Here is a 17,897-nt window from a genome sequence, read left to right on the forward strand (position 1 = left end):
GGTGGCGGGTCGGGCCGGCGCGATCAGGCCGCGGGGATCAGGCGGTGACGATCATCCGGACGGGCGTCGGGTCGAAGCCGTTGCACGGGTTGTTGATCTGCGGGCAGTTGGAGACCAGCACGATCACGTCGCGGTCGGCGCGCAGCGCCAGGCTCTTGCCGGGCGCGGACCGGCCGTCGACGATCCCGAGCGTCCCGTCGGCGTCGACGGGCACGTTCATGAAGAAGTTGACGTTGGGGACCAGGTCCCGTTTGCCGAGCCCGTGCCGGGCGCCCTCGCGCAGGAAGTTCTCCACGCAGGCGTGTTGGTGGCGGGTGTGGTGGCCGTAGCGCAGGGTGTTGGACTCCTGCGAGCAGGCGCCGCCGAGGGTGTCGTGGTTGCCCACCTCGTCGGCGGTGATGGTGACCAGCGGCTCGCCCGCGTCGTCGCGCAGGACGCTGCCGGTGGTGAGGAAGATCGAGCCCTGGGCCGCGACGGTCGCCGGTGCGCTGTAGCGGCGGGTGGCGTCGTGCGCGTCGTAGAAGAGGGTGTCGACGGCCTGGTTGCCCTCGAGGTCGACGATGGTCAGCGTCTGGCCCGCCTCCAGGACGTGGGACCAGGCGGCGCGGGCGGCCACGGTCTCGTCCGAGATCACGGTCGTGTTGGCGGGCACGATCCGGTCGGTGGTCGCTGTCTGTGTCATGGCGGTTCTCCTCAGGAGGTCGGGGCGAGAGCGGCGGCGCGGTGGGCGGCTTCGGAGTTGGCCAGGGCGCGCCAGTACTCCTGGTCCTGCTCGACGCCGGGGAAGGTGTCGGCGACCAGGGCGTCGAGGTCCCCCGGCGCGCTCCAGGCCAGGAGCTCCACCGTCCCGGCGTGGTAGTCCGGGGACGGATCGAGCGGGTGGTCGGCCACCGCCACGGCCAGCACGACCGGCAGATGGACGACGAGGTCGACCGCCGCGCCCGGGCCGGCGTTCCCGGTGGAGACGAGCGTGCCGTCGCCGTCGACCCGGACGCCGTGGAAGAACGACACCGGATGGGGCAGGTCGCGCTCGGCGAGACCGTGCTTGAGCCCGGCCAGCAGCAGGAGTTCACGCCCGGCCGGCGAGTCGGACTCCGGTGAGCCGGCCCCGTAGCGTGCCGTGTTCCCGGCGAGGGTCGAAGCCCCGCACAGCGCGTCGTGGTGGCCGGAGCCGTCCGCGACGATCGTCGCGAGCACCCGGCCCTGGTCCGACAGGATCGGATGGCCGGTCCCGAGGTAGGCCTGCCACGGCACCTTGACGGTGTCGGCGGTGTTGAGCCGCTCCCAGGGCGCGTCCGCCCGCCACAGCATGAGCGAGGCGCACGCCGTGCCGTCCCTGTCGGTGAGGCGGATCCGGGTCCCGCGCGCGAGGACGACCGAGGTGTAGCGGCCTCCCGGGATCGACTCCGCCCAGGTGAGGCGGTCCGCCGGCACATCCGCCGGGGGGTGCGGCCAGTCGGTCGCGGGGACGACGGGCATCGAGTCGGTGATCTCGCCGGCCTGGGCGCGGGCGTGCTCGCGGGCGGCGGCGGTGGTGGCGGTGGTTGCGACGGTGGTGGTGGTGGTCATGAGGATGTCAGTGCTGGTCATGAAAAGGTCACTCTCCGATCTGAACGGGATTGGGGTGGGTCTTGCCGCGGGGGAAGCACAGGACGCCGAGCCCGACGACAGCCACGACGGTCGCCACGCCCGCCCACCGCAGCCACGGTGTCTCACCGGACGGGTCGAAGATCTCGGCCCGTGGCCAGGCGAGGTTGATGGTCATGAGCAGTCCGTACGCCACGGCGAGGACGTTGACGGGGATCCCCCAGCGGCCGAGCGAGAACAGGGGCCTGCCCTCGGCGTCGGTGAGCCGGGGGCCGTTCGGCCACCCCTTGAGTCGACGCATGAGCAGCGGTCCGGTCACGCAGAGGTAGGCCAGGTAGATGAGGATGATGCACACCGAGGCGAGCGTGGCGAAGATCGCGGAGTTGCCGACGTTGACCAGCAGGATGCCCATGCAGGCCAGTCCGATCAGAACGGACGGCGCGATCGGGGTCCCGGTCCGCGGGTGGACGCGCGAGAGAGTCGTCGAGAACGGGAGCCTGCCGTCGCGTGCCATGGAGAACATGAGCCGGGTGGCGGCGGTCTGGATGGCGAGGGTGCAGATGAAGATCGCGACGACGACGTCGGCGAGGAGCACCTTCCCCCAGAAGTTCCCGAGGACCGAGTTAAGTACGTAGGGAAGGCCCTCGGTCGCCAGACGCCCGTCGGTGAGGCTGGGCGCGGCCATGAGCGCTCCCAGGATCATCAGTCCACCGCCGATGGCGGAGACGGTCAGTGCCATCCGGATCGTCCGGGGCGCGATGCGGCGGGGATTGACCGTCTCCTCCGCGAGCTCGCCGGCCGAGCCGAACCCCACCATGACATAGGCCGCCATCAGTCCCGAGACCACCCAGGCCCAGATGTACCCGGGTTGATCCCCCATGCCCGCGGTGTCGAAGACGACCTGGGGGCCGCGGACCGCGTGGGTGAACAACGCGAGGACCACGGCGATCACACCGACGATCTCGCACGTCACGCCGATGTTGTTGACGTAGGCCATCCACCGGACGCCGATGGAGTTGATCACCGTGGTGATGACGAGCAGGACCGATCCCAGCAGGACGGCGTTCGTCGATCCGGATGGTGAGGTCAGCGCCGGGTCGTCGCCGATGATCTGGAAGCCGGACCAGATGCTCGGTAGGACGACCTGCAGGGCGATGGCCGCGGCCGAGGCGGTGACGATCTGGGCGAGGATCATGAACCATCCGCCGAACCACCCCACGATCTCCCCGCCCATCCGGCGGGACCACTGGTAGATCGCGCCCGAGATCGGGTACCTGGCCGCCAGTTCGGCGAAGCACAACGCCACGAGGAACTGGCCGGCGAAGACGATCGGCCAGGTCCAGAAGAAGGCGGGGCCTCCGAACCCGTACCCGAGGCCGAAGAGCTGGAAGATCGTCGTGAGGATGGAGACGAACGAGAACCCGGCCGCGAACGAGGCGAACGTCCCGAGGCTTCGGTGGAGCTGCTGTTCGTAGCCGAAGTCCGCGAGGTCGTCGTGGTCGCCCCGGCACTGCGGAGCCGGGGTGGTGAGACCGGGTGAGTCGCTCATGTCCGGTGCTCCTCTCGGGGCGGGGGCGGTGCGACGGGCGGGTCGGTGCGACCCGGGATGCGGCGGCGCCGTTTCCTGTCAGGCGATAGTTTTCTCGCCGCGCATGACACCCGGGTTGCGCGATGTTTCGTTCCCATTAACAGGCCCTCACGCCGCCCCCGACCCCGCCCGCAGGGGCGCTGACGTGGTCGAATGTGCTCATGACAGCCGCCCGCCCAGCAAAGGCCGACCGCCCACGCGCGTGGTCCGACGGGTTGCGGCGCGAGCTGGCCGCCCGGCTCGATCCGGCCGTGGCGACCGCGGTGTGGGTGACCGGATCGGTGGGTCGCTCAGAGGCCGTCCCCGGGAGCGATCTGGAATCCCTCGCCGTCGTCGTCGACCCCGACACCCGCGCGGTACGCCGCGCCGTGGCCGCCACAGACCTGTCGGGCGCGCCGTGGTTCGCCGAGACCTCCGCGGCGTCGGCCGCCGACCCCCGCCTGGTCCGCACGGCCGCCGGGTGGTCCGCCGCCGCCGACGGCTGGGCCGCCGACCCCGCCCGCGACCTGGGGGTGGTCCACCTGGGCCTGCTCGCCGACGCCCGCCCCCTGACCGACGGCCACGACGACCCGGAGTTCCTCCCCCGGCTGGCCGTGCGGGCCGTGCGCGCGCACCCCACGGTGCTCGCCGACGTCCTCGCGGACGCCCTGGCGACCCGGGCGTCGGTACCGTCCCGGCTCCGGGTGCCGACCCGCGCCGATCCCGTGGTGGACCTCAAGGCGACCGTCCTCACCCCGGTCGTCAAGCTCGCGCGGTGGGCCGCCCTGCGTGCGGGGGTCACCGCCACCGCCACCGACGCGCGTCTCGACCTCGCCGCCGATCCCGACGTCCTCCCCGCCGACCGGTGGGAGTCCCTGCGCGAGGCCGCCCGCGTCGCCGCCGGGCTCCGGTGGGAGGTCCGGCTCCGCGCCGACGCCGACGGCCCCGGGACCGACCGGGTGCCGCTGTCCCGCCTCACCGCCGCCGAGCGCGCCGGGCTCCGGGCCGCCGCGCGCGAGATCGCCGGCGCGCAGCGCACCCTCGACTACCTGCGGTCGACCGGCCAGTTCCGGCAGCCCGGATGACGCGCCACCCGGCCACCGCCGCGATGCTCGCGGTATCCGCGCTCGAGGGATGGCGCCCGGATGACGACGACGACGAGGTGCTCGGACTCGTCGACCGGGGCGTCTCCGGTCGGCTGATCCGCCTCCGCGTCCTGGAGGCGATACCCGCGGAGGCCCGCCGGCGACCCGGGCCGCGGGTCCTGGCCCGTCGCGCCCCGTACCTCTACCGGGGGACGCGGGTGCTGCAGAACTCCCTCGGGATCACCTCGGCCGGGGCTCTCGCGCGGGCGGAGGCCCTGCTCGTCGTCGCCGCCGGGGCCCGCCTCCTCCGCGCCCCGGGGCCCGCGCCGGGGACGGTGTCCGACGTCCACGCCGCGCTGTTCGGGGACGTGTACGCCTGGGCCGGGCGGCCGCGCATCGTCGACCTCGGCAGGCAGGGATCGGTGTTCGCGCCCGCGTCCCGCGTCCCGGACCTCGTCGCGCCCCTGGAGCGGCCCGCGCGGATCGTCGCCGACGCGCTGGCCTCCGCGCCGGCGGCCGCGTCCCGCCGGACGGTCGCCGCCCTGGCGCTGGCGGACTGGTACGCGCGGTTCAACCACGTGCACCCGTTCCGCGAGGGCAACGGCCGCGCGGCCGCCGTGGCCGCGACGCTCGCCGCGCGCTGCCACGGCCTCGACCTGGACTTCGGCCGGACCTCGCGCGAGATGTGGGTGCAGGCCGCCGTGTCCTCCATGCCCACCCCACCCCGCCGCTCGGTCGATCCCACGGCGCACCGGTTCGAGTTCCTCCGTGTGACGATCGACGGCAGTGTCACGATGGACCGGACCCCGACCCGGAGGACGCCCTGATGTACTCGCCCGGCCGACCCCGCCTCGTGGACCGGCGGCGCCCCGGGGCCACGCCGGCCGACGAGATCCTCGACGCCGCGGCGGAGCTGTTCACCACCCGCGGGTACACGGCCACCTCCACCCGGGCCATCGCGGACGCCGTCGGACTCCGTCAGGCGTCCCTCTACACGCACTTCCCCACCAAGGCCGCGATCCTCCGCGCGCTGCTCGACGCGACGGTGGCCCCGGCGCTCGAGCACGCCCGCCGGCTCCGCGCCGGGGGCGGGGACCCGCGCGAGGCCCTGCTGACGCTGGCGACGCTCGACGTCGAGGGCCTCCTCGCCTCGCGGTGGAACGTCGGGATGCTCTACGTGCTGCCCGAGGTCGCAGGGGACGAGTTCGCGGAGTTCCGGGACGCGCGCTCGGAGCTCCGGGAGATCTACCGCGAGCTCGTCGCCCTGTGCCGCCCCGACCTCGACGCCGACGATCCGGCGCTCGACCTGCCGTTCCGCGTGGTCGAGGCGGTGATCGCGCACCGCCAGGACCACCCGTCGGCCCCCGTCGACGCGGCGCGGTGGGGCCGGGCCGCGGCCCGGGCGGTCGGACTCGGGTGATCGGCCGTGTCGGACCCGTGGTGCACCATGGCGGTGTGACCGGATCCCAGGCTCATCCCCCCGCCCTCGTCGCCGAGGTCCGCCGCCTCCGGGCGGCCGATCCGCTCGGCCGGATCACCGTGATCGTGCCGTCGTTCGGGGCCGCCCGGGACCTGGTCCGCGCGCTGGCCCTGTCCGGCGGCGCCGTCAACGTGGCGGTCCGGACCGCCGCCCAGATCGTCGACGAGCTGTCCGCACCGGTGCTCGCCCCGCGGGCCGCGGTGCCGTTCCCGCTCCTGGCCGCCGCCGTGGACAAGGCGCTCGACGCGGATCCGGGCCGCCTGGCCGCCGTGGCCGCCGAGCCCGTCACCGGTCAGGCGGTGGCCCGTGCGTGCCTGCGCCTGGGGACCGTCGAGCCCGGGTCGGTCGCCGCCGAGACGCCGCTGCACTCCGAGGTGCTCCGCCTCGCCGGCGAGGCGCACGAGATGACGGGCGGCGCCTACTACACGCAGCACGAGGCGGTCACCACCGCGCTGGAGCGGCTGGACGACCTGGGCCGGGTCGTGCTCGCCGCGCCGCTGCGGGGCACGCACGCCGAGCGGAGGTTGCGGGTCGCGCTCTCCGAACGCGGCGTGACGCCCGTCGCCGGCACCGGCTCGGACCATCTCGCCTCCGCGGCGGAGCCCGCGTCCGCGGACGCGGTCACCGGGACCCACGTCCTGCACGCGTCGGACTCGGACGACGAGGTGCGGGCGGTGGTCCGCTTCGTCCGCTCCCGCCTGGCCGAGGGGGTCCCCGGCCACCGGATCGGGGTCTACTACCCGTCCCCGGACCCCTACCTGCGTCTGCTCCACCGGGCGTTCGCCGAGGCGGGGATCGCCGTGTACGGGCCCTCCGACTCGACGTTGGGTCGCTCCCCCGCCGGCCGGTCACTGGTGCGCCTGCTGCGCCTGGACACGTCGGTGATGCCGCGGGCGGAGTTGCTGTCGATCATCGCCGAGGGCTCGGTCACCCCCCTCGACGACTCGGGGGTCGCCGTGTCGTCCCGGCGCGTCGAGACCCTCACCCGCACCCGGTTCCCGGTGATCGGCGGCGGCGACTGGGACCGGTTGGACGAGCACCTGCGCACCGAGCCGGAGGCATCGGGCGAGTCGGAGGTGCTGGGTGAGTCGGACCGCGCGGCCGCGTCCGCCCTGCTGCGGTTGATCCGCCTCATCCGGTCCGGTTTGGCCGCGGTCGACGCCGCCCGCACCTGGACGGAGGCCGCCGACGCGGTGCGCGGCCTGGTCACGGCGGCCTTCCGGCAGGGTCCGGACCGCGCGGCGGTCCTCGCGGTGGTCGGCGCCCTGGCCGACCTCGACGCCATCGCACCCGCCATCACCCGGGACCGCGTGGCGGGCGCCGTCACCGCCCGTCTCGATCCGGTGGGCGACCGGGTCGGCGAGGAGGGCGCGGGCGTGGCCCTCGGGCCGATCGACGACGCCGTGGGCCGCGACCTCGACACGGTCTGCGTGGTGGGGATGGCAGAGGGTCTGCTGCCCGTCCTCCACGCGCCCGACCCGCTGCTGCCCGAGGGGTCCGTCGAGCCCCCGTCGGCCGAGGTGCTCGACGAGCGTTACCGCGTCCTCCAGCTCGCGCTGGCCGCCGGCTCCGAGCGCCGGCTGTGCTCGTTCCCCCGCGGTTCGATGCGTGGCGGTGGTGACCGGATCCCGTCCCGCTGGCTGCTCCCCACGCTCTCCCGGCTCGTCGGCTCACCCGTCCACGCCACTCGCTGGCAGGAGGACGTGGCCGGATGCGCTGCGGTGATCGGCGTGTCCTCGTTCGTCGACGGGGTCCTGGCCCCGCCCGCGGCCCTGGGGACCGATCCGGCCACCCGGACGGAACTGCGGCTCCGTGACCTCGCCGCCGGCGGGTGGCGCACGCGTCCCGACGCCCCCGCGCTGCTCGTGTCCGCCCACGAGATGCGCCGCGACCGCCGACAGGGCCGGTTCACCCGGTTCACGGGCGACGTGTCGTCGGCCGCCGACCTGCTCACCGTCCTCGAGCAGCCCCTCTCCCCGACCCGGCTCGAGGACTGGGCCCAGAGCCCCTACCTGTTCTTCCTCTCCACCGTCCTGCGGGTCCGCACGCTCGACGATCCGGCGGCGGACATCGAGATGGACCTGCGCGACTACGGTGACCTGGTCCACGCGATCCTCCAGCGGTACGTCTCCGCCCGGATCGAGAGCGGCTCCGGGCCGGACCGGGATCTGCTCATGGCGGCGCTCCGGCACGAGTGCGAGGCCGCGATCGCCGCCTCTCCCGGCCTGGTCGCCTCCCTGTGGCGTCGACGCGAGATGATGCTCGCCGCCGAGCTCGACCGGTGGTTCGCCGAGGACAGCGCCGACTTCGACGCCGGCTGGCGGCCGGCCGCGACGGAACTGGGGTTCGGGCGGTCGGACGGCGACGGCTCGGTTGTCGAGATCCCGTTCGAGGTGTCCACGTCCACGGGCGCGGCGACGGTGCTCCTGGCCGGGTCGATCGACCGACTCGACGTGCGCGCGGGCACGCAGCGCGTCACCGACTACAAGACCGGCAAACCTCCCGAGGCGGAGGCCCGCCCGACCGCGGACGATCCCACCCTCCGCGGCACCCGCTTCCAGCTGCCCCTCTACGCCGCGGCCGCCCAGTCCGCCGGGCGGGCACCGGTGAGCGGGGCCCGGTACTGGTACTGCACCGAGCGCGGGGAGTTCGAGCAGATCTCGCTCGACATCACCGAGGACGTCATGGACCGCGTCCGCGAGGACGTCGGCCACCTGATCGACGCCCTCCAGCGCGGGTGGTTCCCGCTCAAGGGTGGCCGGGGCTCCTCGCGCGATCTGGCGAACCTGCTCGGCGGCGACGAGCTGGACCGCGCATGGGAGAAGCTGTCGGGCCAGGAGCCGATCTCGTTCCACCCCGCGTTCGCGGGCCTGATCGCCGCGGTGACCACCGAATCCGAATCGGAGACGACCTCATGAGCCAGCTCCCCGACCAGGCCGCCCGCGACCGCGTCGAGACCGACACCGCCGCCACCCTGTTCGTCGAGGCGGGAGCCGGGACCGGCAAGACGTACGCCCTCGTCCGCCGCCTCAGCACCCTCCTGCTGGACGACGCGGTGCCGATCGACCGGATCGCCGCCATCACGTTCACCGAGAAGGCGGCCGCCGAGCTGCGCGACCGGCTCCGCGTGCACCTGGTGGAGCGGCGCGCGGAGGGTGATACCCGCGCGGACAAGGCCCTGGCCGGGCTCGACACGGCCGCGATCGGGACCCTGCACTCCTTCGCGCTGCGCCTGCTCTCCGAGAACCCGCTCGAGGCCGGGATCCCGCCCAAGGTGACCGCCCAACAGGACACCGCCGAGGCCGCGGCCGTCGAGGCGCTGTGGCAGGAGTGCGCCACCGTCCTGTTCGGCAGCGGCCCGACGGCGGAGCGGAGCGGCAACCTGGCGCGGGCCGTCGACGACATGCTCGACGCCGGCGTCGGCCCCCTGGCCTTCCGCGAGGTCGTCGTGGCCCTGCACCGCGACTGGGACCGCCTGCCCGGCGAGCCCCTCTACGCCGGGCCGGCCGAACTTCCCGGGTCGCCGGACCTGTCGGAGGTCGTCGCCGCGATCGGCTCGATCGTGGGGTGGCGCGACTCGTGCCGGGACGAGACGGACCTGTTCTACGAGACCCTCGGCAAGCACCAGGCGTGGCTGGAGAGTCTCGAGGCCGCGACCACCGATCCGGCCGCGTCCCCCACCTGGGTCGAGCTCCTCGCGAAGCCGGTGGGAGTCGGGCGCGGCGGCAAGGGCGCCAGCTGGGGCGGGAAGGACGTGCTCGACTCCATCAAGGAGGAGATCAAGCAGCTGCCCGAACTGTGCGGTGAGGTCCTCGCCGCGCACTGGCGTCCGCGGATCGCCCTCGTCCTGGACGCGCTGATCCCGGTCGTCCGCCGGCATGCCGACGAGCGGCGCCGCCACGGTACGCTCCAGTTCCACGATCAGCTGGTCCTGGCCCGCGACCTGCTCCGGAACGAGGCCGTCCGCGAGCGGGTGCGGGAGCGCTACCAGCGGATCCTCATCGACGAGTTCCAGGACACCGACCCCATCCAGCTGGACCTGGCCGAACTGCTCACCTCCGGGCCGGGAGGGTCGGGGACCGAGCCCGGGCGCCTGTTCACCGTCGGCGATCCCAAGCAGTCCATCTACCGTTTCCGGCGTGCGGACATCGCGACGTACCTGCGCGCCCGGGAAGGGGACGGCGGTGCCACGAGCGGGGTCGAGGTGGAGCGGCTGAGCACCAACTTCCGCTGCTCGCGCGCCGTGCTCGACTGGGTCAACGACGTGTTCTCCGAGGTCCTCACCGCGACCGACGGCGTCCAACCCGAGTACCGCGCTCTGGAGCCCGCGCCCGGTCGCCCCGCGCACGACCCGGCGCACGGGCCGCGTCCGTTCGTCTTCCGCACCGAGGACGTCCCCCCGCACTGCCCGCCGAAGGCGAGTGACGACCACACCCGTCACTGGATCGAGGCCGCGGACGTGGCCCGCGTGATCGTCACCGCCATCCGCGAAGGCTGGACCCACGAGTCGAAGAACGGCGAGCAGACCCCCCTTCGTCTCGGTGACATCGCGATCCTCCTGCCGTCGCGCGGATCGCTGCCCATGCTCGAGACCTGCCTCGATCACGCCGGGATCGACTTCCGGACCGAGGCGTCCTCGATTGTCTACGGGACGCCGGAGATCCGCGATCTCCTGCTGGCCGTCCGCGCGGTGGCGAACTCCGCCGACGAGGCGTCACTGGTGGGCGCGCTGCGCTCACCCCTGTTCGGCTGCGGTGACGACGACCTGGTGCGCTGGCGAGCCGGTGGCGGCGGCTGGGCACTCACCGCCCCCGCCCCTGACGACCTCGTGTCGTCGCCGGTCGCTGACGGCATGCGATACCTCTCGGCCCTCGGCCGCTCCACCAGGCGGCCGGGCGAACTCCTCGAGAGGCTCGTGCACGACCGGATGGTCTTCGAGTCCGTCGCCGAGTCCCCCAGGCGGCGTGACCTGTGGCGGCGGATCCGGTTCGTGATCGAGCACGCGTGGCAGTGGGAGGAATCTGCGGCCGATCCCGCCCGCGCCGACCTGCGGGAGTACGCCGACTGGGCGATGGCGCTGACCGCCGAGGACGCCCGCGTGCCCGAGGCCGCGATCCCCGAGATCGGCGTCGACGCGGTGCGCATCACCACCATTCACGCCTCCAAAGGTCTCGAGTACCCGATGGTCGTTCTCGCCGGCATGAGCCGTAAGTGGCCCGATGACCGGTCCCGCCTGCTCTGGACGCAGGAGGAACCGCCGCGGCCCGCGGCGTCGTTCTCGACGATCGTCCGCGATCCGGCCTTCCGCCGCGCCGCCGCGCGCGAGGCCGAGCACTCGCTGGCCGAGCGGATCCGCCTGCTCTACGTGGCCACCACCCGCGCCGAGAGCCGGCTGGCGGTCTCGGGGCACGGCTACGTGCTGACCCAGAAGAAGACCCCCAAGAAGCTGTGGGGGTCGCTGCTCGGGTCGATCGTCGAGGTGCCCGACGCGCCCGCGCTGGTGGAGTACGGCGAGAACCTGCTCGAGGCGGCGGCCGCGCCTGAGGTCGACGTGCCCGACGAGGCCGGGTGGACCGAGCGCACCCGCGAGATCGCGGCCCGATCCGCCGAGCGTGCGGGCTGGTCGGCGACCCGGATCGTGCACCCCGACGCGGTGGACGCCGCACCAGGAGACGAGGACGTCGAGCGCCAACCGTCCCTCCCCCAGCAGCTGGCCGCTGCGCTGCGGGAGCGGTTCGCACCGGCCCCGGCCCGGCCGGAGGAGCTGCCGCCCAGGCCGCGGTACACACCGGTCGCCTCCGGGCCGGACGTCGGCACCGCCGTGCACCACCTGGCCGAGCACACCGATCTCAGTCGCCTGCTCGGACCGGCTGCCGACCCGGACTCCGCAATGGCGGACTGGGACCGGTGGGCGGCCGACCAGCTGGTCGCCCTCGGACTGGGCGGCGGCCTGCAGGGCAGCCGCAATCCCGAAGCGGTCGCCGAGATGGTCTCGGTCGCGCGCACCGCGCTGACCTCCGAGCCCGTCAGGCGAGCGGCGAGCAGGACGCACTGGGCCGAGTTGCCCGCCGCCGGAACCCTGACGACGTCGGACGGGACGCGGGTGGCGGTGGACGGTGTCGTCGACCTCGTGGTGCAGGAGGACGACGGATCGCTGTCGATCATCGACTACAAGACCGACGTCGCCGTCACCACCGACACCGTCGACGAATACCTGCTGCAGTTGTGCGCGTACGCCGAGCTCCTCGGTGGCTCCACCGGCAGGGCCGTCTCGCGGATCGAGCTGGTCTTCTGCCGGGGTGCCCGGCCGACGGTCGTGGCGCGCGACCTCGGCTGAGGCGTGGGTGGGGCCTCAGCCGAGGTTGGTCCACACCACCCGTCCGGCCGCGACCGCCGCCAGCGCGGAGTCGCACGGGGCCCCCGCCGTGAACGCCTGGTACAACTCCACCAGCAGGTCCACGACGGAATCCCACAGTCGGTGCAGGGGTTGCCCACCGCCGTATGCCCACACCGAGCCGGCGTCGGGGCCTCCCCGGTACGACACCGCGTAGCCGAAACCGCTCCGCTCGGCGATCGGCCACAACCGCCCGGCCCAGGTCGCGTCGCCTCCCTGCTCGAACCCGAGGACACCCGCGCCCATCGCATCCTCGTACCGCGCCGCCTGCACGTCGAAGCCGCGCTCGGTGGTTAGCGGCTCCGCGAACGGCAACAGGCCCTCCACCGAGTCCAGTCCCGTGCGCCGCAGATGCCACAGCAGGGTGCGGATACCGGTCTCGTCATCCACGCCGGACCCGTCCAGCAGGACCCCGCTCGGGCTGTCCGAGCTGCGCGGGTCGTCCACCGCCACCACCGCCGGCGCGGGAGCGGGCACCCGGAGGAGCTCCGCGAGCGCGTCGCACAGCTCGCCGATCTGCTCGTCCAGGACCGCCCACGCGTCCTGCTCGACGGCCGCCGACCGCCGCCCCGGGCGGGAGGGCCCCACCGGGGCGGCAGCGGTGGGCGCCGGATCGCGGGGCGCGGCGAGATCGTCTGCGGGAGCCGGATCGGGCGCGGCGTCACCCCACGACGCGGCCATCGCGCCACTGATCCGGGCGAACGCGCCGTCGAACTCGGCGCTCCACCCGTCATCGGGGCCCGCGAGGACCGGGGCAGCGGGGTCGACTTCGGCGGGAGGCGGTGATTGATGGGCGGGTTCGGCGTGGGCGGATTCGGTGTGGGCCGGTTCTGCGGCGGCGGCGGGCGCTTGCTCCGAGACATCGCCGTCCGCGGGGACCGCGGGCAGGACCCCGGTGACGTCGGCCAGGAGCTCCAGCCGTGCGCGGCGTCCGCCGGCAAGCCGCTCACGTTCCGAGCGGGTGAACGACAGCACCGGCAGCGTGAGCAAGAGCGCGGCCTGGCGTCCCGTGAAACCGAAGTCGCGCTTGAGTGCGCGGCGGGCCTCGACGGGCGAGTCGGCGTCGTGGATCGCGACCATCACCGCGTCCAGGTCATCGCAGGCGCGGAGGATCGCCTCGGCCTCGTCCCACGCCCGTCCGACCTCGTCGGATGGTTCGAACCACCCACCGATGGCACCCGCAGCGCCCACGTCAACCCCCCAGGCAGTCACACGATCCGGACCCGAGCCCCAGCGGATCCCCGGGCATCCTACGCCCACCTCCGCGCCGGTGGTGGGTCCGAGACAGGGGGCGCCCAGCGAGGCCGGAGGGCCGGGAGTGAACCGACGTGTGACTGACCTCTCCGCAGGAGGAAACCGCCTCAGGCCTGCGCAAATGCCATCCGTCCGACCACTCGCACGGAGGGATCGGCCGGAACCGATCGCCGATGCGTACGGTCGAGGACATGAGCGAACGTCTGATGATCCGGGACCGCGAGGCACTCCCGGATGAGCGCCGGGCGAAGCCCGCGCGCCCGGACGACGGCCTCGTCGGTGACGAGAGCGGCCACGCCACGGTGTTCCCCGCTCCGCTGACGACCATCGCCGCCGCCCTCGTCGGTGGGTTCCTGGGCCTCGCGGCCGTCTACGGGGTGGCCGAGCGGCTGGCGGACACGCTGGCCGGGGTCGCGGCCGTGGTCATGATCTTCGCCGTCACCCTGGCCGGGCCGCGCGTCCACGCCGGCGCCCGGACCGAGGTCGGACGCACCGTCGCCGTGGTGCTGCAGTCCGTCGGCTTCGGCGGCGTCCTCGGCGCACTGCTCATCCTGACCTGAGTCTCAGCGGGACCGGAGCCGGGCCGTCAGCTCGTCGACGACCTCGGCGTCGACGCCCGCGCCCTCCACCAGATAGCGCCTGGCGTCACCGAACTCACGGGCCAGGGCGTCCAGCGAGCGGCGAAGATTGGCCTCCTCCACACCGATGAGGACCTCCACCGCCTCGAGCTGCTCCGGCATCTGGGACTGCACGTGCGCGCGGATCGCCGCCACGAAGTCCGCGGACATCTCGCGGGTGAGCAGGTAGTCGGCGACGACGTCCTCCTCCCGCACCCCCACCAGCAGCTGCAGTAGGGCCGACACCCAGCCGGTGCGGTCCTTGCCCGCGGTGCAGTGCACGATCGCCGGGCCGGACGACTCGGCCAGGACGCTCATCGCGCGACCGAACGCCCCGCGCTCGTGGTCGCCCAGGACGAACCGCTCATAGGTCTCAGCCATCTCGCGGCGGGCCTCCTCGACCCCCACCAGGCCGGTCGTGGTGAGGGTCGCCGCGGACGTGTGCCCGCCCAGCACGTCGATCGGCACGTACTCCGCGCCGGCGGGGACGACGTCGGGCTGCCTCTCGATCTCCGCGCCGGTCCGCAGATCCACCACCGCGGTCACGCCGAGCCGCTCGAGGACCCCTAGATCCTCCTCGCCCACGGACAGCGCGGTGGACCGGAAGACGACACCGCGGGTCATCGAGCCGGACGGCCGGAGGGCGTACCCGGGGCCGGCCACGTCCCGGAAGTTGTGCACGCTGCTCAGCCGGATCTCTTCGACCGCGAACCCGTCGCGGTGGAGGCCGACCTCGTCGTCGTCGCCATCAACACCAACACCGATGCCGCCACCAACCTCGACACCCGATGCCACGCTGCGGTTTCCGCCCGGTTCCGCCACCATCCCACGCCCCTCACGATCCCGGCCCGCCCGCGCGGCGCGCCACGCCTCGTTCCTACCCGATCAGGCTCCGCGACAGCGTCCCGACGGCGACAGAACAGCCGCCCGGACACGAGTAGTTGACACGTGTCAATGTTGCCGCCCGTTTCCGGCGTAGAACGGGTTGCAATGGCTTATTGTGCGATCTCATGACCAGAACAGATTTCAATCCCGGCCACGCCATGCAGCACGAGACGTTCGGCGACATCCTGCTGGAGCGGTCGACCGACGATCACCCGGGACTGCTGTTCGAGGACTCCTCGTGGACCTGGCGGGAGTTCGTGGCCGAGGCCGCCGTCCGCGCGGAGATCCTGCGCGTCTGGTCCGACGAGTACTCCTCCTCCTACGCCGAGCGCCCCGACCCCTACAAGCGCCTCCACGTGGGCATCCTCCTGGAGAACGTGCCGGAGTACCTGTTCACGCTGTCCGGCGCGGCGCTCACGGGTGTCACGATCATCGGCATCAACCCGACCCGTCGCGGCGCCGAGCTCGCCTCCGACATCCGCGGCGTGGACTGCGACGTGATCCTCACCGACGCCGACGGCAGCGCGCTGCTCGACGGCCTCGACACGGGCGCCGTCGCCTCGTTCGACATCGACTCCGAGCAGTGGCGCGGCCTGCTCGCCGACCACGCCGGCGCCGAGCCCCGCCTCCACCCGGAGGACGCGCGCGACCCCCACACCCTGCTCGCGCTGCTGTTCACCTCGGGCTCCACGGGCGCGCCCAAGGCCGTCATGTGCTCGACCGGCCGCATGGCGATGCTCGGCACGATCAACTACCGCGGCCTCGTGCGCGACGACGTGGCCTACAGCGCGATGCCGCTGTTCCACGGCAACGCCCTGTTCGCCGCCTTCGCGCCCGCCGCGTACGTGGGCTGCACGTTCGCGATGCGCCGCAAGTTCTCGGCCTCCGGCTTCCTGCCCGACGTGCTGAAATTCGACGCGACGTACTTCAACTACGTCGGCCGGTCCCTGTCCTACATCCTCGCCCAGCCCGAGGTCCCCGAGGAGAAGCAGACGCGCCTGCGGGTCGTCTTCGGCACCGAGGCCTCCGTCCACGACCGCGTGGAGTTCGAGCGCCGCTTCGGCGTGACCCCCCTCGAGTCGTACGGCTCGAGCGAGGGCGGCGTGGTCATCAGCCACACCGAGGACACCCCGCCCGGCGCGCTCGGCGTGGCCGGCGCCTACATGGACGTCGCGATCCTCGACGAGGACGGCAACGAGTGCCCGATCGCCGAGTTCGACGACGAGGGCGGCCTGACCAACGCGGGCGAGGCGATCGGCGAGATCTGCAACCTCACCGGCGCCAAGCTGTTCGAGGGCTACTACCGCAACCCGGAGGCCACCGCCGAGCGCAACATCGGCGAGGTCTACCACTCCGGCGACCTGGGCTACAAGGACGCCGACGGCTACTTCTACTTCGCCGGCCGCTCCGGCGACAAGATCCGCGTGGACAGCGAGAACTTCTCCGCCGGCCCCGTCGAGCGGATCCTCGACCGCTTCCCCGGCGTGCTGGTCGTGGCGGTCTACCCGGTGCCCGACCCGCGCACCGGCGACCAGGTGATGGCCGCCATCCAGCTGGAGCCCGGCGTGGAGTTCGACGCGGACGCGTTCACCGAGTTCTGCCGCACCCAGCCCGACATGGGGACCAAGTGGGCGCCGCGGTTCGTGCGCATCATGAAGGAGATGCCCGTCACCGCCACCCGCAAGATCTCCAAGCCCAGCCTGCGACGAGAGTCGTGGACCGAGCCGGGCGAGGTCTACCTGCGCGGTGGCGCCGACAAGTCGGACGACGTGTACCGGCCCCTCACCGACGCCGACCGCGAGGCGCTGCTCGCCGAGTACCAGCTCCACGGGCGCCGGCCGGCCGGGGTCTGACGATGAGGGCCCGGCGGATCCTGCGCGCGGCGTCCGTGCGCGCGGTGTCCGTCGGGCTCGCCGCAGTGCTTGCGCCGGCTGCCCTCGCGCCGGCCGCGCTGGCCCCGGCCACCGCGGCGGTGCCGCTGGGTTCTGCCGGGCCCGGCTCCGTCGAGGGCGCGGCCGGGTCGGTCGGCTCGGCGGCGGTGCCGATCGAGGGCGCGCTGGGCTCGGTCGGCCCCCACGGGGGCTCGGCCGCCGCGCTCGACGCCGGGTCGGGGCTGGTCAGCGCGCCGGGCTCGGTCGGGACGCCGATCGCGCCCTGCCCCGGTCCAGCCCCGCGCGTGTCGACGTTCGGTGACGCTCCCGTACCGGTCGTGGGCTGGACCGAGAACCTCGCCTTGGACGCCGACGGCCGCTTGTGGGTGTCCAAGACGTTCCTGAACCGGGTCGACGCCTACGATCCCGACGGCCGCGTGGTGGCGTCGGTGGCCGTCCGCGCACCGGGTGGGATCGCGCTCGGTCCCGACGGGCGCATGCACGTCGCCGCCGGTACCGGCTACCTGGCCGACCGGTCCGACGTGGTGACGTTCGACCCGGCCGCCGAGCGCCCCGAGGCGCGGATCGAGGCGCGCCTGGACGCCCGCATGAACGGCCTGGCCGTGGACGCCGCCGGGAACCGGTACCTGACCAGCCTGGAGACGGACCGGCTGACGCGGGTCACCGCGGCCGGCGAGGTCGACGCCGAGTGGTCGCGCCGCGCGCAGATCGGCGTGTCCAACGGGATCGCGATCGAGGGCGACACCGCGTACGTCACCCAGTCGACCACGCGCACCGTGGTGCTGGAGGTGCCGTTGGACCGGCCGGAGGCGACGACGACGAGGGAGCTCACCACCCCACCCGAGATCGCCCGCGGACTCGACGATCTGGCCGTGACCCCGCAGGCCCTCTACGTCACGTCCTGGACCACCGGCGAGGTATTCCGAGTCGACCGCGCCACCGGCAACGCGTGCGTCCTGACCGGCGGGATCCCCCGCGCCACGGCCGTGGTCGTGGCCGACGGGTTCGGGGAGTTCGACGAGCGCGCCCTGCTGGTCACCTCGCTGCACGGACCGATCCGGCACGTGCGGCTGGCAGGCGCCTGACGGCGGCTGTCTCGAGTCATGCTCGAGGCCGTCTCGTCAGGGCGTGATTAA

At 73.5% G+C, this 17,897-nt stretch carries 13 protein-coding genes; 8 read left to right on the forward strand and 5 right to left on the reverse strand.

Annotated elements, in window-relative coordinates; translation table 11 throughout:
• Nucleotides 1–37: 37 nt before the first annotated feature.
• The 3 genes from DCI01S_RS07230 to DCI01S_RS07240 are packed head-to-tail and all read right to left on the reverse strand — an operon-like array spanning nucleotide 38 to nucleotide 3,136.
• On the reverse strand, nucleotides 38–682 hold the full coding sequence (locus DCI01S_RS07230) for an urea amidolyase associated protein UAAP2 (RefSeq protein ID WP_061228595.1): 645 nt from the start codon (nucleotides 680–682) through the stop codon (nucleotides 38–40).
• Nucleotides 683–693: 11 nt separating this feature from the next.
• On the reverse strand, nucleotides 694–1,590 hold the full coding sequence (locus DCI01S_RS07235) for an urea amidolyase associated protein UAAP1 (protein ID WP_082767684.1): 897 nt from the start codon (nucleotides 1,588–1,590) through the stop codon (nucleotides 694–696).
• A gap of 7 nt (nucleotides 1,591–1,597) precedes the next feature.
• Entirely contained in the window at nucleotides 1,598–3,136 is a 1,539-nt protein-coding gene (locus DCI01S_RS07240; protein ID WP_061228596.1) for an amino acid permease, read from the reverse strand.
• Between the two features lie 200 nt (nucleotides 3,137–3,336).
• Here DCI01S_RS07240 and DCI01S_RS07245 point away from each other — a divergent pair, with 200 nt between their 5' ends.
• Genes DCI01S_RS07245 through DCI01S_RS07265 form a run of 5 tightly spaced genes read left to right on the forward strand, consistent with a single transcriptional unit; the run spans nucleotide 3,337 to nucleotide 12,056 of the window.
• Nucleotides 3,337–4,239 (forward strand): putative nucleotidyltransferase substrate binding domain-containing protein, encoded by a 903-nt coding sequence (locus DCI01S_RS07245; protein ID WP_061228597.1) that lies wholly within the window; start codon nucleotides 3,337–3,339, stop codon nucleotides 4,237–4,239.
• Nucleotides 4,236–5,066, forward strand: coding sequence for a Fic/DOC family protein (locus DCI01S_RS07250; RefSeq protein WP_061228598.1), 831 nt, complete (start codon nucleotides 4,236–4,238; stop codon nucleotides 5,064–5,066). The genes DCI01S_RS07245 and DCI01S_RS07250 overlap by 4 nt, the downstream gene beginning before the upstream one ends.
• On the forward strand, nucleotides 5,066–5,659 hold the full coding sequence (locus DCI01S_RS07255; RefSeq protein ID WP_061228599.1) for a TetR/AcrR family transcriptional regulator: 594 nt from the start codon (nucleotides 5,066–5,068) through the stop codon (nucleotides 5,657–5,659). The genes DCI01S_RS07250 and DCI01S_RS07255 overlap by 1 nt, the downstream gene beginning before the upstream one ends.
• Nucleotides 5,660–5,694: 35 nt before the next feature.
• Complete coding sequence (locus tag DCI01S_RS07260) at nucleotides 5,695–8,637, forward strand: PD-(D/E)XK nuclease family protein (protein ID WP_061228634.1); 2,943 nt, start codon at nucleotides 5,695–5,697, stop codon at nucleotides 8,635–8,637.
• Nucleotides 8,634–12,056 (forward strand): UvrD-helicase domain-containing protein, encoded by a 3,423-nt coding sequence (locus DCI01S_RS07265; RefSeq protein ID WP_061228600.1) that lies wholly within the window; start codon nucleotides 8,634–8,636, stop codon nucleotides 12,054–12,056. The genes DCI01S_RS07260 and DCI01S_RS07265 overlap by 4 nt, the downstream gene beginning before the upstream one ends.
• Before the next feature lie 15 nt (nucleotides 12,057–12,071).
• Here DCI01S_RS07265 and DCI01S_RS07270 read toward each other — a convergent pair whose 3' ends face one another.
• The gene (locus DCI01S_RS07270; RefSeq protein ID WP_061228601.1) at nucleotides 12,072–13,304 is read right to left on the reverse strand and encodes a hypothetical protein; all 1,233 of its coding nucleotides are present in this window, start codon (nucleotides 13,302–13,304) and stop codon (nucleotides 12,072–12,074) included.
• A 254-nt stretch (nucleotides 13,305–13,558) separates the two neighbouring features.
• On the opposite strand from DCI01S_RS07270, the gene DCI01S_RS07275 reads away from it, so the two are divergent.
• Complete coding sequence (locus DCI01S_RS07275) at nucleotides 13,559–13,927, forward strand: hypothetical protein (RefSeq protein ID WP_244881676.1); 369 nt, start codon at nucleotides 13,559–13,561, stop codon at nucleotides 13,925–13,927.
• Nucleotides 13,928–13,930: 3 nt separating this feature from the next.
• Here the strand turns inward: DCI01S_RS07275 and DCI01S_RS07280 are convergent, their stop codons facing one another.
• On the reverse strand, nucleotides 13,931–14,779 hold the full coding sequence (locus DCI01S_RS07280; RefSeq protein ID WP_243699798.1) for a tyrosine-protein phosphatase: 849 nt from the start codon (nucleotides 14,777–14,779) through the stop codon (nucleotides 13,931–13,933).
• Nucleotides 14,780–14,994: 215 nt separating this feature from the next.
• Between DCI01S_RS07280 and DCI01S_RS07285 the strand changes: the two genes are divergently transcribed.
• Nucleotides 14,995–16,722 (forward strand): AMP-binding protein, encoded by a 1,728-nt coding sequence (locus DCI01S_RS07285; protein ID WP_244881677.1) that lies wholly within the window; start codon nucleotides 14,995–14,997, stop codon nucleotides 16,720–16,722.
• Between the two features lie 2 nt (nucleotides 16,723–16,724).
• The gene (locus tag DCI01S_RS07290) at nucleotides 16,725–17,846 is read left to right on the forward strand and encodes an SMP-30/gluconolactonase/LRE family protein (protein ID WP_244881678.1); all 1,122 of its coding nucleotides are present in this window, start codon (nucleotides 16,725–16,727) and stop codon (nucleotides 17,844–17,846) included.
• Nucleotides 17,847–17,897 lie beyond the last annotated feature (51 nt).

This window comes from Dietzia cinnamea NBRC 102147, from assembly GCF_001571065.1.
In the GTDB taxonomy this organism is placed as follows: Bacteria; Actinomycetota; Actinomycetes; order Mycobacteriales; family Mycobacteriaceae; genus Dietzia; species Dietzia cinnamea.

Excerpts from the sequence above, each read along its gene's own strand:
- DCI01S_RS07255 (WP_061228599.1), top strand. The coding sequence starts at position 5,066 with ATGTACTCGCCCGGCCGACCCCGCCTCGTGGACCGGCGGCGCCCCGGG.
- DCI01S_RS07290 (WP_244881678.1), top strand. The coding sequence starts at position 16,725 with ATGAGGGCCCGGCGGATCCTGCGCGCGGCGTCCGTGCGCGCGGTGTCC.
- DCI01S_RS07265 (WP_061228600.1), top strand. The coding sequence starts at position 8,634 with ATGAGCCAGCTCCCCGACCAGGCCGCCCGCGACCGCGTCGAGACCGAC.
- DCI01S_RS07285 (WP_244881677.1), top strand. The coding sequence starts at position 14,995 with ATGACCAGAACAGATTTCAATCCCGGCCACGCCATGCAGCACGAGACG.
- DCI01S_RS07245 (WP_061228597.1), top strand. The coding sequence starts at position 3,337 with ATGACAGCCGCCCGCCCAGCAAAGGCCGACCGCCCACGCGCGTGGTCC.
- DCI01S_RS07230 (WP_061228595.1), bottom strand. The coding sequence starts at position 682 with ATGACACAGACAGCGACCACCGACCGGATCGTGCCCGCCAACACGACC.
- DCI01S_RS07250 (WP_061228598.1), top strand. The coding sequence starts at position 4,236 with ATGACGCGCCACCCGGCCACCGCCGCGATGCTCGCGGTATCCGCGCTC.
- DCI01S_RS07275 (WP_244881676.1), top strand. The coding sequence starts at position 13,559 with ATGAGCGAACGTCTGATGATCCGGGACCGCGAGGCACTCCCGGATGAG.
- DCI01S_RS07240 (WP_061228596.1), bottom strand. The coding sequence starts at position 3,136 with ATGAGCGACTCACCCGGTCTCACCACCCCGGCTCCGCAGTGCCGGGGC.
- DCI01S_RS07235 (WP_082767684.1), bottom strand. The coding sequence starts at position 1,590 with ATGACCAGCACTGACATCCTCATGACCACCACCACCACCGTCGCAACC.